The sequence below is a fragment of the Streptomyces sp. SYSU D01066-1 genome, assembly GCF_054956795.1.
This window is the reverse complement of record NZ_JBUDHV010000013.1, coordinates 130,733-144,165: the sequence shown is the minus strand read 5'-3', so window position 1 is coordinate 144,165 and position 13,433 is coordinate 130,733. Positions and strand designations below refer to the sequence as shown.

General features: G+C 74.2%; 13 protein-coding genes. 9 read left to right on the top strand and 4 right to left on the bottom strand.

The genetic code is table 11. The features are described 5' to 3' along the window. Nucleotides 1-330: 330 nt before the first annotated feature. Together ACY1JF_RS15595 and ACY1JF_RS15590 are read right to left on the bottom strand one after the other, a co-directional pair. Nucleotides 331-657, bottom strand: a complete 327-nt coding sequence (locus tag ACY1JF_RS15595; RefSeq protein ID WP_462705718.1) for a small hydrophobic protein — start codon at nucleotides 655-657, stop codon at nucleotides 331-333. Between the two features lie 333 nt (nucleotides 658-990). After that, nucleotides 991-2,598: an MFS transporter gene (locus tag ACY1JF_RS15590; RefSeq protein WP_462705717.1), complete on the bottom strand. Its 1,608-nt coding sequence runs from the start codon at nucleotides 2,596-2,598 to the stop codon at nucleotides 991-993. 112 nt (nucleotides 2,599-2,710) lie between these two features. Here ACY1JF_RS15590 and ACY1JF_RS15585 point away from each other — a divergent pair, with 112 nt between their 5' ends. From ACY1JF_RS15585 to ACY1JF_RS15575, 3 genes are all read left to right on the top strand, one after another. Then, entirely contained in the window at nucleotides 2,711-3,337 is a 627-nt protein-coding gene (locus tag ACY1JF_RS15585; protein ID WP_462705716.1) for a TetR family transcriptional regulator, read from the top strand. A gap of 81 nt (nucleotides 3,338-3,418) precedes the next feature. After that, a complete protein-coding gene (locus tag ACY1JF_RS15580) occupies nucleotides 3,419-4,639 on the top strand; it encodes an alpha/beta hydrolase (protein WP_462705715.1) in 1,221 nt (406 codons plus the stop codon). Nucleotides 4,640-4,706: 67 nt separating this feature from the next. After that, entirely contained in the window at nucleotides 4,707-5,564 is an 858-nt protein-coding gene (locus tag ACY1JF_RS15575; protein ID WP_462705714.1) for a DUF4429 domain-containing protein, read from the top strand. On the opposite strand, the gene ACY1JF_RS15570 is transcribed toward ACY1JF_RS15575, so the two are convergent. Beyond that, on the bottom strand, nucleotides 5,555-6,016 hold the full coding sequence (locus ACY1JF_RS15570) for a MerR family transcriptional regulator (RefSeq protein WP_462705713.1): 462 nt from the start codon (nucleotides 6,014-6,016) through the stop codon (nucleotides 5,555-5,557). The genes ACY1JF_RS15575 and ACY1JF_RS15570 overlap by 10 nt on opposite strands. A 97-nt stretch (nucleotides 6,017-6,113) precedes the next feature. On the opposite strand from ACY1JF_RS15570, the gene ACY1JF_RS15565 reads away from it, so the two are divergent. From ACY1JF_RS15565 to ACY1JF_RS15555, 3 genes are all read left to right on the top strand, one after another. Further along, complete coding sequence (locus ACY1JF_RS15565) at nucleotides 6,114-6,584, top strand: GNAT family N-acetyltransferase (RefSeq protein ID WP_462705712.1); 471 nt, start codon at nucleotides 6,114-6,116, stop codon at nucleotides 6,582-6,584. A gap of 19 nt (nucleotides 6,585-6,603) precedes the next feature. Next, nucleotides 6,604-7,422, top strand: coding sequence for a serine hydrolase domain-containing protein (locus ACY1JF_RS15560; protein WP_462705711.1), 819 nt, complete (start codon nucleotides 6,604-6,606; stop codon nucleotides 7,420-7,422). Nucleotides 7,423-8,134: 712 nt separating this feature from the next. After that, nucleotides 8,135-9,367, top strand: a complete 1,233-nt coding sequence (locus tag ACY1JF_RS15555) for an LmeA family phospholipid-binding protein (RefSeq protein WP_462705710.1) — start codon at nucleotides 8,135-8,137, stop codon at nucleotides 9,365-9,367. Between the two features lie 81 nt (nucleotides 9,368-9,448). Here the strand turns inward: ACY1JF_RS15555 and ACY1JF_RS15550 are convergent, their stop codons facing one another. Then, nucleotides 9,449-10,111, bottom strand: a complete 663-nt coding sequence (locus ACY1JF_RS15550; protein ID WP_462705749.1) for a pirin family protein — start codon at nucleotides 10,109-10,111, stop codon at nucleotides 9,449-9,451. A 61-nt stretch (nucleotides 10,112-10,172) separates the two neighbouring features. Between ACY1JF_RS15550 and ACY1JF_RS15545 the strand changes: the two genes are divergently transcribed. The 3 genes from ACY1JF_RS15545 (at nucleotide 10,173) to ACY1JF_RS15535 (ending at nucleotide 13,406) form a co-directional block, all read left to right on the top strand. Then, a complete protein-coding gene (locus ACY1JF_RS15545) occupies nucleotides 10,173-11,375 on the top strand; it encodes a PucR family transcriptional regulator (protein WP_462705709.1) in 1,203 nt (400 codons plus the stop codon). Between the two features lie 89 nt (nucleotides 11,376-11,464). Next, complete coding sequence (locus ACY1JF_RS15540; RefSeq protein WP_462705708.1) at nucleotides 11,465-12,388, top strand: ACP S-malonyltransferase; 924 nt, start codon at nucleotides 11,465-11,467, stop codon at nucleotides 12,386-12,388. Between the two features lie 16 nt (nucleotides 12,389-12,404). Further along, nucleotides 12,405-13,406 (top strand): beta-ketoacyl-ACP synthase 3, encoded by a 1,002-nt coding sequence (locus ACY1JF_RS15535; RefSeq protein WP_462705707.1) that lies wholly within the window; start codon nucleotides 12,405-12,407, stop codon nucleotides 13,404-13,406. The last annotated feature ends 27 nt before the right edge of the window (nucleotides 13,407-13,433 follow it).

The following is a 13,433-nucleotide window of genomic DNA, read 5'->3' as shown; positions in this document are numbered from 1 at the left end:
CCGCGCCCCCCCCCCCCCCCCCCGGGCGCCCCCCCCCGGGGGCGCCCCCCGGGGGGGGGCGGCCCCCGCCGCGGCCCCGCACCCGGGCGGCCCGCGGCCGGGGCGGTACCCCCGGGCGCGACCGGCGGGACCGGGGGGGGGCGGGCCGGGGGTGTCCGTCCTCGGCACGGCGCGGGACCGCCGTCCCGCGCGGCGGGCCCACCCGGGGCGCCGCGCCGGCCGCTGCGGGCGGACACCCCCGTCCCGCTCCGCCCCGGCCCACCCGCACCGGAGTGGGCGCTACGCGCGCCCCCGGCAAACCCGCGGTCGCGCCGCGGGCGTTCCCTCGGCTCAGAGCGGCGTGCCGTGCCCGATCAGCCCGACCAGGGCGACGAGCGTGTCGATCGCGCCCAGGGTCACGGCGATGACGGCCGGGAGCGGGCGGGAGCCCGCCCAGGTCCGCCCCATGGCGAGCCAGCCGCAGACGATCGCCGCGGGGCCGAGGATGATTCCCAGCGCGAAGAACCCGGCGACCGCGCAGACGACTCCGATGATCCCGAGCGTCGCGCGATCCGGTCCTTCCCTGGTGCCGAACGCCTGGGGGGAGCCCCACCTCGGCCACGTCCGGCCATGCGAGCGTGGGTTCTCGCGTGTTCCCTGTCCGAAGCCCGTCATCATCAACTCCCTGAGCCCTTGCCCGAGTTGGTGTTCACCTCGGGTTCGGTGAGCGGGTACCCCCGCTGGGACGGTCATTCCCCCGGCGAGGCGCTGCCCGCGCGCTGCCCCCCTCCAGCAGCGCGCCGCAGCCGTCGACCCTCCCGTCCCTCGAAGAACTCCACGAAGGACTTCGCGGGGGACTCCGCGGAGGATCTGACCCACTGTGACCTGCGACCTCCGCCGGAGGGGAGGGGTTCGCCGCGATCGTCACCCCGATGGGCGAACCACGGGCCGAGGACGCGGACCGAAGACGCGGACGGAGGACGCAGGCCGAGGACGCGGACCGAAGACCCGTCAGATGTGACCGACGCCCGCGCCCGCCTCCGCGTTGTCCCCCCGCTTGGTCAGCAGCGCCACGAACACCGCCGCCACCGCGACCCCCGCCGCGGTCAGCGACGCCAGGCTCATGCCGGAGATGAACGTGTCGTGCGCGACGTCCGCGATCTTCTCGGCGACCGGGGCCGGAGTCCCGTCCGGCACCGGCGCGATCCCCTGCTGGACGCCCTGCGCGGCCTGGTCCAGCTGGGCCGGCGTGAGCTGCGGCAGCCCCGCGTCCGCCCAGTTGCCCGGGAAGTCGTTGTCCACCTTGGAGGCCATCACCGCGCCCAGCACCGCCGTGCCGAGGCTGCCGCCGATCTGCATCGCCGCCTGCTGGAGACCGCCGGCCACACCGGACAGCTCCAGCGGCGCGTTGCCGACGATGACCTCGGTCGCGCCGACCATGACCGGCGCCAGGCCCAGCCCCAGCAGGGCGAACCACAGCGACATCACCAGGCTGCCGGTGTCCGTGTCCAGCGTCGACATGCCGTACATCGCGACCGCGGTGAGCACCATGCCGCCGGCCAGCGGCAGCCGCGGCCCGACCTTCGTGATCATCGCGCCCGCGGCCGGCGACCCGACGATCATCATCGCGGTCAGCGGCAGCAGGTGCAGACCGGCCTCGACCGGGCTCATCCCGTGCACGTTCTGCAGGTAGAAGGTGACGAAGAACAGGCCGCCCATGAAGGCGATCGCCATCAGCACCATCAGCACGACACCGGCCGACAGCGGCAGCGACCGGAACATCGTCAGCGGGATCAGCGGCTCCCCCACCCTGGTCTCCCAGAAGGCGAAGAGGGCGAAGCCGGCCACCGACACCGCTATGAACAGCCACGTCCGGCCGTCGCCCCAGCCCCACTCGGGAGCCTTGATGAGCGCCCACACCAGGCAGAACATCGAGGCCGACAGCAGCACGATGCCGACGATGTCGAAGGAGCGCGGCGCGTTGCGCGCCCGGTGGTCCAGCAGGATCAGCACGCCCAGCACCAGGGCGAGCACGCCCACCGGCACGTTGATGAAGAACACGGACTGCCAGTTGACGTGCTCGACCAGCACGCCGCCCAGGATCGGCCCGCCCGCCGTCGACGCGCCGATGACCATGCCCCAGATGCCGATGGCCATGTTGAGCTTCTCGGCCGGGAAGGTGGCCCGCAGCAGCCCGAGCGCGGCCGGCATCAGCAGCGCGCCGAACAGGCCCTGGAAGACCCGGAAGACGATGACCGCGCCGATGCCGCTGGAGAGCCCGATCGCTCCCGAGGACGCGGCGAAGCCCGCCACGCCGACCAGGAAGGTCTGCCGGTGACCGAAGCGGTCGCCGAGCTTGCCCGCGGTGATCAGGGTGACCGCGAGGGCGAGGAAGTACGCGTTGGTGATCCACTGCAGCTCGGACCAGCTCGCGCCGAGGTCCTTGCCGATGGCGGGGTTGGCGATGGCCACGATGGTGCCGTCCAGGGCCACCATCATGACCCCGACGGCCACGGTGATGAGCGTGACCCACGGACGGCCGCGCAGCCCCCTGGCCGGTCCGGTGTCCGACGGCCCCCGGTCCCCCGGCCCTGTCGTCTCGATGGTCTGACTAGTCATACTTGCGAGGGTAGTGACAGCCACTGACAATTGACAAACGGATTCACTAGTCGGTTACTGACACGACACCCGCTATAGCCTGAGCAGGGGAAAGAGCCGAAGGAGAGTCCATTTGGAATCGCTGCGCGAACGCAAGAAGCAGCGCACCCGGGACGCCCTGCTGCGGGCCGCCCTCGACCTGTTCACCCAGCAGGGGTACGAGGAGACGACCGTCGACGACATCACCGCGGCCGTCGACGTCTCGCAGCGCACCTTCTTCCGCTACTTCGCCGGCAAGCAGGACGCCGCGTTCTACGTGGCCCGCCTCGCCGAGGCGGGCTTCGTCGAGGCGGTGCGCGCCCGCCCGGCGGACGAACCGCCGCTGGACGCGCTGCGCCGGGCCCTGGCGGAGAGCTGGGACAGCATCGGCGAGGCCATCGAGCGGCTCGTCCCGCTCGATGTGCACCTGCGCTTCTACCAGGTGATCGAGTCGACGCCGGCGCTGCTCGCCGCCCACCTGCACCGCGCCACGCAGGTGGAGGAGCAGATCGCGCGGGTGATCGCCGAGCGCGAGGGCCTGGACGTGGACGCGGACCCCCGGCCGCGCGTGGTGGTGGCCGCCTTCGGCGCGGTGATGCGGGTGGCGGAGCGGACCTGGACGGCCCGGGGCGACGCCAGTCTCACGGCCCTGCACGCCCTGACGGCCGCCCATCTGGACCGGCTCGGACCGGCGCTGACGGGGAACTGGCGCACGACCTGATACCCATACGGCGCGATCGAAACGTGATCCCCGTCACTTGGCACACCCGAGACCGTTCCGTTCTCCTAGTGTGTCCTCCCAGTGACTTCTCTCGACACCTCCCCGCAACTGAACGTCTGGCGGGCGCTGCTCGCGCTGGCCGTGGTGTTCGTCATGCTGGCCACCACCGGCTGGACCGCCCTGCGCAACCAGCGGGAGGCGACGGCGCTCCGGGCGTCGGTCACCGCGTGGGAGCACGGCCTCCTCGACGGGCGCCGGCTGCCCGACACCGGCGCCGGCCCCGCCCGTCTGGCTCGCTTCTTCGCCTCGCTCACCGAGGCCCAGCGCTCCTACCTGGCCCGCCGCTACCCGCTCGCCGTGGGCAACATGAACGGCGCCCCCGTGGCCCTGCGCTACCGCGCCAACCGGGCCGCGCTCCGAACGGCCCGGGCCCTGGAGCGGAGGCGCCTGCACGACAGCCGCCTCTCCCCCGCCGGACAGCGCGAGGCGGCGGCCCGCGTGCACCGCTACGGGGAACTGCTGCGCCCCGGACGGCACGTCCTCGCCTTCGACCCGGACGGCTCCGGCCGCGTCGTCGAGGTCTTCGGCGACCTGGACCGCGCCGAGCGGATCTCCGTCGTCGTGCCCGGCTCCGACACCGACCTGCTCACCTTCGAACGCACCGAGCGGGTGTACGCCGCACCGGCCGGCATGGCCAAGGCCCTGTACCGGGCCGAGCGCGCGGCCGGCCCCTCGACGCGTACGGCGGTGATCGCCTGGGCCGACTACACCGCGCCCAGCGGCCTGGGCGTGGACGCGGCCACCGCGACGCTCGCCGCGGCCGGCGCGGTCCGGCTGGCCGCGCTGGTGCGCGCGCTGCCCGGCGGGGCGCCGGTCTCCCTCTTCTGCCACAGCTACGGCTCGGTGGTCTGCGGTCTGGCGGCGGCCGGTCCGCTGCCCGGCCGGGTCGCCGACGTGGCGGTGGCCGGCAGCCCCGGCATGCGGGTGGAGAGCGCCGCCCGGCTGGGCACCACGGCCCGGGTGTGGGCGATGCGGGACGCCGACGACTGGATCCAGAGCGTGCCGTACCTGGAGTGGGGCGGGCTCGGGCACGGCGCCGATCCGGTGTCCGCCGCGTTCGGGGCGCGGGTGCTGTCGGCGCGGGGCGCCGAGGGGCACAGCGGCTACTTCGTCCCGGGGACGGCCAGCCTGGCCAACTTCGCGCGGATCGGGGTTGGCGCGTACCGCTCGGTGGACTGCGCCGACGGATCCGGAGGCTGCCGGACCGGTTTGTCCGGGGCCGTCACGGCCGGACGCGCGTAGAGACGACGGAAACCGCGGCCCGCGCGGGGATAGGACGCGACGGCTCGTGCCGCATACGATGAGCCGCATGGGTGACGTACTGGCCGGATTTCATGCCGCCTGGGAGTTCGAGTCCGACTCCGTGCTCATCCGTTACGAACGGGGGATCCGAACACCGAAGCTCTTCCAGGTACTGGGGGAGCGCCGCGTCCCCTTCGACGCGGTCGCGGGCGTGACGCTGACGCCCGGCAGACGCGGCACGGTCGTGCTGCGCATGGAGCCCCGCGCGGGCGCCGACCCGCTGATGGAGGCCGCGGCGGGACAGCTGCGGGAGTCGTCCGACCCGTACCGGCTGGTGCTGCCGGCCGAGCGGGAGGTGCTCGCCGAGTACTACGCCGACGAGTTGCGGGCGCGGCTGCCCGCCACCGCCACCGCCCCCGCCGAGGAGTACCTGGTGGCGGCGCCCGACGCGCCGCTGCACTTCAAGGCGTACGACGCGAAGGCGTCCTTCGACGGGGACACGGTGTCGTTCCGGTGGTTCTGGACCGGGGCCTCGTCGGCGAAGTGGAAGGCCGGCGACCAGACCTTCCCGGTCGCCGGCCTCAGCGGGGTGCGGTGGCGCTCCCCCGAGGTCTTCGAGGGGTACCTGCGCCTGGAGCGCCGCGACGACGACTCCCCGACCGCGCAGGCCGACCAGGACCCGGCGTCCGTGGTGTTCGGCCTGGGCTACGGGGCGGTGCACGAGTCGCTGCCGTTCGCCGCGGCGGTGCTGGCCGCGGTGCGCGAGGCCGGTCCGGTGGCGGTGCCGGCCGCCACGGCGGCGGCCCGCCGCGACCCCGCCGACATCGCCGAACGCATCCGGCACCTGGGGGAGCTGCACCAGGCGGGACTGGTCACGGACGAGGAGTTCTCCGTGAAGAAGGCGGAGCTGCTCGCTCAGCTCTGACTCCCGGCCCCCCGGTGGAAGCCGATCCGCGGGTCGAGGACCGGGAGGGTGTCCTGGAGTTCCGCGATCCGGGTCAGGACGTCGCGCCGGGTCGCCTCCAGCAGTTCGCGCCGGGCGCGGTAGGTGTCCTCGCCCTCACGCACCGGTTCGGCGTAGCGGACCATGCCGGCGACCGGCATGCCGGTCAGCCGGAACCTGCCGACGAAGCCGAGCCGGTCCAGGCTGCGGTCGCGGCACCGGCCGGTGTGCGAGCGGTCGACGTGCGACATCAGGCCGATCCGCTCGTACCGGCGCAGGGTGTGCGCGCCCAGGCCGGTGCGGGCGACGACCTCGCTGATGGCGCAGTGGTCCTGGCCGTCGGGGCGCGGGTGGCGCCGGGGTCCCGAGGCGCGGGTGCCGGTGCGGGTGGTGTCCGGCCGGCAGGCCGCGGCCGCGCTCTGCGTCACCGTCATGGCGCCCGCGCTATGACCTTGGAGCGCGCTCCGGGCAAGCCGCGCGGCGGAAAAAATCGACGGACACGGCACCGGGAGGATCACTACCGTCTGGGGCATGAGTCTCGTACGCCGTGCCGTGCCCGGGGACGCCGGGGAAGTGCTGCGCCTGCGCCAGGTGATGATCGACTCGATGGCCGCGGGGCCGGGCGACACCGGCTGGCACGCCGAGTCGCTGCCGGCCCTGCGCGGGCGACTGGCCGACCCCGAGGGGGAGTTCGCCGCGTTCGTCGTCGACCACCCCGAGCGGCCCGGGGCGCTGGCCGCGCTGGTGGCGGGGACGCTGGAGTACCGCATCGGACGGGCCGGCAACCCGCACGGGCTGATCGGCTACGTCTTCAGCGTCGCCACCGACCCGGACGCGCGGCGGCGCGGGTACGCGCGCGCGTGCATGGGGGAACTGCTGGAGTGGTTCCGCAAGCGGGGCGCCGGACACGTCATGCTGACCGCGTCCGCCGACGCCGAGCCGCTGTACGCCTCGCTCGGTTTCACGCGGGACACCGACCCCTCGATGCGGCTGTACCTGTAGGCCGCCTAGGCTCGACGCCATGTCGCTGAAGAGCCTCGCGTTGATCGAGAACTGGCCGGTTCCCACCGCCGCGGCGGGTGCCGTACGGGCGGACGGCACCGTGCTGGGCACCCACGGCCCGGTGGGGCGGCCCTTCCCGCTGGCCTCGGTCACCAAGCCGCTCGCCGCCTACGCGGCCCTCGTCGCCTACGAGGAGGGCGCGATCGAGCTGGACGAGCCCGCCGGCCCGCCCGGGTCGACGGTGCGGCACCTGCTCGCGCACACCTCCGGGCTGGCCTTCGACGAGCACCGCGCGACCGCGTCCCCCGGGGAGCGGCGGCTGTACTCCAACGCCGGTTTCGAGCAGCTCGGCGACCACATCACCGAGGCCACCGGCATCCCGTTCGCCGAGTACGCCCGGCAGGCGGTGCTCGCCCCGCTCGGCATGGCCTCGACGACCCTCGACGGCTCCCCCGCCAAGGACGGCGTCTCCACCGTCGAGGACCTGCTGCGCTTCGCCGCCGAGGTGCAGGCGCCCCGGCTGCTGGACCCGCGGACGGTCGCCGAGGCGACGACCGTGCAGTACCCGGGCGTCAAGGGCGTGCTGCCGGGCTACGGCCACCAGAACCCCAACGACTGGGGCCTCGGCTTCGAGATCCGCGACGGCAAGTCCCCGCACTGGACGGGCTCCTCGTCCTCCCCGCGCGCCTTCGGGCACTTCGGGCAGTCGGGCACGTTCCTGTGGATCGACCCGGACGCGCGGCTCGCCTGCGTGGCACTCACCGACCGGGCGTTCGGCCCCTGGGCGGTCGAGGCGTGGCCGCCGTTCACGGACGCGGTCCTCTCCGAACCGGTGTGATTCCCCGGCTCCCCTGCTCGCCGACTCCCCCGGTCCCCCGGTCTCCCGGCGGATCGGCCCCGGCTTCGAGCACATCGAGCGCATCGAACGCATCGAGTGCATGACCGGAGTGCGCGGCCGGAGGACACGGCCGGAGTGGATGGCCGGTCACGAAGGCAGGGCGCCCGCTCCCCCGGCCCTCGGGGCCGTCCCGGCGGACGGCCCCACCGCGCCGTACGGCCCCGAAGGCCGTCCGGACGGGCGACGGCGGGCCCGAGCGGCGGCGCACCGAGGGCTTCGCCGCCGATCCGCACACCGCCGCCGGGCCCCGCGAGAGCCTGCGGGGCCCGGCTCACGTGCGGTGTGCGGGACCCGGCCCCGGCGCACCACAGGCCCCGCGGCCCAGCGACTCCCCCCGAGGACCCGATCGGCGTCCGGGTCCGGCAGCCGAAGGCACGGGACCGGCGGAAGGCCGGGGACGGGCCCCTCGGACGCGGCGGACGCGCCCGTGCGCCGACGGCGCCGCGCGGCGGTCGCGGGGCGGAGGGGGGACGGGGCCGGGCCAGGTGCCGCCGGTGCGGCGTGCCCCGCTCCGCGCGGCGCGGAGGGGCTTCGCCGGCGCACAGTCGCAAGCGCGTCCCGCCGGACCCGGCCGCCCGGGTCTGACCGTGACCTAGATCGCATCGCCGAAGTTCCGGAGCGCACGCGGCACTTCGCATGTTCGGATGTGTGAATGCGCACCTCTGATCGGACAGAACCGCGTTCTCCCTCCCCGGACCGCGCCGCGGCGCCGCGCAACCCCTACGAAGAGCTCGGCGCGCTCGACGACGGTCCCCTGCGGAGGACCTCCGTGGAGGAGTTCCTGGGCAAGGACCTCATCGAGCAGTGGTCCGAGCCGGACCCGCCCGGCCGGCGCGGCTGGAAGCGGCGCCGGCGCGACCGGTCCGCCGGACTGCCGTTCGCGGTGAAGGCGGTGGTGGGACTGGTCGTCCTCGCCGCCTTCACCGCCCTCGCCGACCGCTGGGCCGTGCTGTACGCCGAGGACCGGGCCGCGGACGCCCTCAAGGACCGGCTGGACCTGGCGACCGAACCCCAGGTCGAGATCGGGGGCTTCCCCTTCCTCACCCAACTGCTCGACGGGCGGCTGGAGTCGGTGCGGGTGACCATGCCGGACGTGGCGGCCGACCGGGTGACCCTGGCGGCGGTCTCGGCCACGGCCCACGACATACGGCTGGACACCGACGGCCCGACCTCGGTGCGCGGCGCGCGCGTCGCCCGGCTGGACGGCGACGTCCTGCTGTCCTTCGACGACCTCGGCAGGGAACTCGGCGCCTCCCAGGTGACGTTCACCGACGACGGCAGCGACCGGGTCCGGGTCCGCGGCACCCTGCCGATCGCCGGGCACGACCTGGCACTGCACGCTGAAGTAACGATTCGCCAGGAGGGTGACCAGAGCATCTCGACGCAGATCGGCGGCATCCGTCTGGACATCGGCGACCTGGCCACCTACCGCCCCGGCACCGGCGCCTCGGACGGCCTGCACCTGACGCCGGAGGCCTCCGCCGACCTGGCCCGGGACGCCCGCAAGGCGAGGTCACTGCTGTCGGTCACGGCGCTGGCGCGACGGCTGGGGCTGTCCGAGGCGGCCGTGGACGAGGTTTTGGCCGACGACGGCCGGCTCACCGAGCTGACCGGCTCCCCGGACTTCGCCCGCCAGGCCCGGAGCCTCGACCTCATCGACCTCGCCCTGGACCACCCCGGCGTCCTGCGCGGCCTGGGCCTGGACCCGGCCCTCCTCGAAGCCCTGCCCCGGCTCACCCGGCCGGTCCTCGCCGACCGTCTGTCCCTCTCCTTCGAGCTGCCCGCCCTGCCCTACGGGGAGGTGCGGCTGCGGGACGTGCGCGTGGCGCAGGACGGCATCCGGGTGCGGCTGACGGGCTCGGCGCTGACGCTGGACGGCTCGTGACCGCGGGACGGGGCGGGCCCGCGCCGCCCGGTCCGTGGTGGCCGCGGAGACCGCCGGCGCGCACGGCCGCCACCGGGAGCGTCAGCGGGCAAGTTCCGCCATCTCCCACAGCAGCAGCTCCGCCGGGCGGGACGCCACCGCCTCCAGCTCCCGGGCGCCGGTGACGCGGGCCGCGTCGCCGGGGCCCAGCCCGCTGCCGTCCAGGCGCACCTCCCCCCGGACGACGTGGACGTACACGAACCGCCCGTCCGGCACCGCCGTCCGCTCCCCCGCCGCCAGCCGCCGTACGTGCAGCAGCGCGCCGGCCGCGGGGAGGGCGTACGGCGTGGCGTCGGCGATGCCGCGGACGATCTCGTAGGACGGTGTGCCGCCGGGCTCGCGCGGGGCCAGCCACATCTGCACGAAGGTCAGCGGCCGCGGGCCGTCGTTGCGCTCCACGTGCCGTACGCCGCCCGCCGCGCTCAACCGCTGCACGTCCCCGGCGCGGACCACTGTCCGGCGGCCGGTGCTGTCCTGGTGGGTCAGCTCGCCCTCGGCCACCCACGTGACGATCTCGGTGTGGCTGTGGGGGTGCTCGTCGAAGCCGGCGCCGGGCGCGAGCCGCTCCTCGTTGCAGGCGATCAGCGCGCCGAAGCGGAGGTTGTCCGGGTCGTAGTGGGGACCGAAGGAGAAGGCGTGCCGCGACTCGATCCCGGCCGCCGGGTCGCCTCCCGGGTAGCGCTCGTCGGCGCGGCGTACGTCCATCACGTCCTCCACCGTAGACCCCTGGGCACGTGCGGCCGTCCCGATAAGGCAGTCTTGTCCCGTGCCCGAACCCGAAGCCAGCAGGCCCCCCGCAGCGCGTCCCGCCCATCCGCACTCCGCGACCCTGAAGCGGCTGGAGCGGTCCGCCGGATCGCTCGCCGCGCAGGCGATCACGCGGATGGACGAGACCCTGCCGTGGTACCGGGCCATGCCGCCGGAGAACCGGTCCTGGATCGGGCTGGTCGCCCAGGCGGGCATCGCCGCGTTCACCGAGTGGTTCCGGCGGCCGGAAACCCCGCAGGCCATCTCCACCGACGTGTTCGGGACCGCGCCGCGCGAGCTGACCCGGGCGATCACGCTGCGGCAGACCGTGGAGATGGTGCGGACCACGATCGAGGTGATGGAGTCCGCGATCGACGAGGTGGCCGCGCCCGGCGACGAGTCCATGCTGCGCGAGGCGCTGCTGGTGTACGCCCGGGAGATCGCCTTCGCCACCGCCCAGGTCTACGCGCAGGCCGCCGAGGCGCGCGGCGCCTGGGACGCGCGCCTGGAGTCGCTGGTGGTGAACGCGGTGCTCAGCGGGGAGGCCGACGAGGGGGCCGTGTCGCGGGCCGCCGCCCTCGGCTGGAACTCCCCCGAGCACGTCTGCGTGGTGCTGGGCACGGCGCCCGACGGCGACTCCGAGCTGACCGTGGAGGCGATCCGGCGGGCGGCGCGGCACGCCAAGCTCCAGGTGCTGACCGGGGTGCTCGGCGACCGGCTGGTGGTGATCGCGGGTGGCAGCGACAACCCGCTCGCCGTCGCCAAGTCGCTGATCGGACCGTTCGCGCAGGGGGCGGTCGTGGCCGGTCCCGTCGTGCCCGACCTGCTCGCCGCGACCCGGTCCGCGCAGGCCGCCGCGGCCGGGCTGAAGGCGGGCTCGGCCTGGCCGGACGCTCCGCGCCCGGTGCTGGCGGACGATCTGCTCCCGGAGCGCGCGATGGCCGGGGACCGCACGGCCCGCGAGCAGTTGGTGGAGGAGATCTACAGACCGCTGGAGGAAGCCGGCGCGGCGCTGCTGGAGACGCTCAGCGTCTATCTCGAACAGGCGAGCAGCCTGGAAGGGGCCGCCCGGATGCTGTTCGTTCACCCCAACACCGTGCGCTACCGGCTCCGACGTGTGACTGATGTCACCGGCTGGTCACCCTCCGATGTACGATCCGCGTTCACCCTGCGGATCGCGCTGATCCTGGGGCGTCTGGCCGATGGAGATCCGCAAACCTAGTCTTTTGTGGGGGGTCGACAAAACCCCTCCATGTTCTTCGTCCCTGTCCTCACGGGCGGCCACGCCCGTCCCCAAGAGAGAGTGTGAGAGTGCTCGTACTCGTCGCTCCCGGCCAAGGCGCCCAGACGCCCGGCTTCCTGACTGACTGGCTCCAGCTCCCCGGCGCCGCCGACCGCGTCGCCGCGTGGTCGGACGCCATCGGTCTCGACCTCGCCCACTACGGCACCGAGGCCGACGCCGACGCGATCCGTGACACGGCGGTCGCCCAGCCGCTGCTGGTCGCCGCCGGCCTGCTCTCGGCCTCGGCGCTCGGCGCCGTCCCCGGCACCGCCCCGGGCGCGGTCGCGGGCCACAGCGTCGGCGAGATCACGGCCGCCGCCTTCGCGGGCGTCCTGGACGACACCGCCGCGCTGACCCTCGTACGCGAGCGGGGGCTGGCCATGGCCGAGGCCGCCGCCGCCACCGCCACCGGGATGTCGGCGCTGCTCGGCGGCGACCCCGAGGTGAGCGTGGCGCACCTGGAGAAGCTCGGCCTGACCCCGGCCAACGTCAACGGCGCCGGGCAGATCGTCGCCGCCGGAACGCTGGAGCAGCTCGCCGCGCTCGCCGAGGACAAGCCGGAGGGCGTGCGCAAGGTCGTCCCGCTGAAGGTGGCCGGCGCCTTCCACACCCATCACATGGCACCCGCCGTCGACGCGCTCGCCCGGGCCGCCAAGGAGCTGTCCCCCGCCGACCCGGCCGTCCCCTACGTCTCCAACAAGGACGGCCGCACCGTGGCCACCGGCGCCGAGGTGCTGGAGCGGCTGGTCGGCCAGGTCGCCAACCCGGTCCGCTGGGACCTGTGCATGGAGACGTTCAAGGAGCTGGGAGTCACCGCCCTGATCGAGGTGTGCCCCGGCGGCACGCTCACCGGGCTGGCCAAGCGCGCGCTGCCCGGCGTGAAGACGCTGGCCCTCAAGTCCCCCGCCGACCTCGACGCCGCCCGCGAGCTGATCGCGGAACACGGTGCGTGAGAAGGAGCCCGAGAACATGTCGAAGATCAAGCCGAGCAAGGGAGCCCCGTACGCGCGCATCCTCGGTGTCGGTGGCTACCGCCCGACCCGGGTGGTGCCCAACGAGGTGATCCTGGAGAGGATCGACTCGTCCGACGAGTGGATCCGCTCCCGCTCCGGCATCGAGACCCGGCACTGGGCGGGCCCCGAGGAGACCGTCGCCGCGATGTCGGTCGAGGCGGCCGGCAAGGCGATCGCGGACGCGGGGATCGACGCCCACCGGATCGGCGCCGTCGTCGTGTCGACCGTGTCGCACTTCTCCCAGACCCCGGCCGTCGCCACCGCCATCGCCGACCAGCTGGGCACGGACAAGGCCGCCGCGTTCGACATCTCGGCGGGCTGCGCGGGCTTCGGCTACGGGCTGACGCTGGCCAAGGGCATGATCGTCGAGGGTTCGGCCGAGTACGTCCTCGTCATCGGCGTCGAGCGGCTCAGTGACCTGACCGACCTGGAGGACCGGGCCACCGCCTTCCTCTTCGGCGACGGCGCGGGCGCGGTCGTGGTCGGCCCCTCCAAGGAGCCGGCGATCGGCCCGACGGTCTGGGGGTCGGAGGGCGACAAGTCGGAGACGATCAAACAGACCGTGCCGTGGGACGTGGCCCTGGGCGAGGGCCACACGAAGTTCCCCGCGATCACGCAGGAGGGCCAGGCGGTGTTCCGCTGGGCCGTGTTCGAGATGGCGAAGGTCGCCCAGCAGGCGCTGGACGCGGCCGGAGTCACCCCGGACGAACTGGACGTCTTCATCCCGCACCAGGCCAACGTGCGGATCATCGACTCGATGGTGAAGACACTGAAGTTGCCGGAGCACGTCACGGTCGCCCGTGACATCCGCACCACCGGCAACACCTCGGCCGCCTCGATCCCGCTCGCGATGGAGCGGCTCCTGGCGACCGGCGAGGCGAAGAGCGGCGACACCGCACTCGTCATCGGCTTCGGGGCGGGTCTCGTCTACGCCGCGACGGTCGTTACCCTCCCTTAGGCACTCCGTGCCGGATCATTCAAGGGT

Coding starts and splice junctions, on each gene's coding strand:
- ACY1JF_RS15555 (WP_462705710.1), top strand. CDS start 8,135: ATGCGCACCTCTGATCGGACAGAACCGCGTTCTCCCTCCCCGGACCGC.
- ACY1JF_RS15560 (WP_462705711.1), top strand. CDS start 6,604: ATGTCGCTGAAGAGCCTCGCGTTGATCGAGAACTGGCCGGTTCCCACC.
- ACY1JF_RS15550 (WP_462705749.1), bottom strand. CDS start 10,111: ATGGACGTACGCCGCGCCGACGAGCGCTACCCGGGAGGCGACCCGGCG.
- ACY1JF_RS15565 (WP_462705712.1), top strand. CDS start 6,114: ATGAGTCTCGTACGCCGTGCCGTGCCCGGGGACGCCGGGGAAGTGCTG.
- ACY1JF_RS15570 (WP_462705713.1), bottom strand. CDS start 6,016: ATGACGGTGACGCAGAGCGCGGCCGCGGCCTGCCGGCCGGACACCACC.
- ACY1JF_RS15595 (WP_462705718.1), bottom strand. CDS start 657: ATGATGACGGGCTTCGGACAGGGAACACGCGAGAACCCACGCTCGCAT.
- ACY1JF_RS15575 (WP_462705714.1), top strand. CDS start 4,707: ATGGGTGACGTACTGGCCGGATTTCATGCCGCCTGGGAGTTCGAGTCC.
- ACY1JF_RS15590 (WP_462705717.1), bottom strand. CDS start 2,598: ATGACTAGTCAGACCATCGAGACGACAGGGCCGGGGGACCGGGGGCCG.
- ACY1JF_RS15535 (WP_462705707.1), top strand. CDS start 12,405: ATGTCGAAGATCAAGCCGAGCAAGGGAGCCCCGTACGCGCGCATCCTC.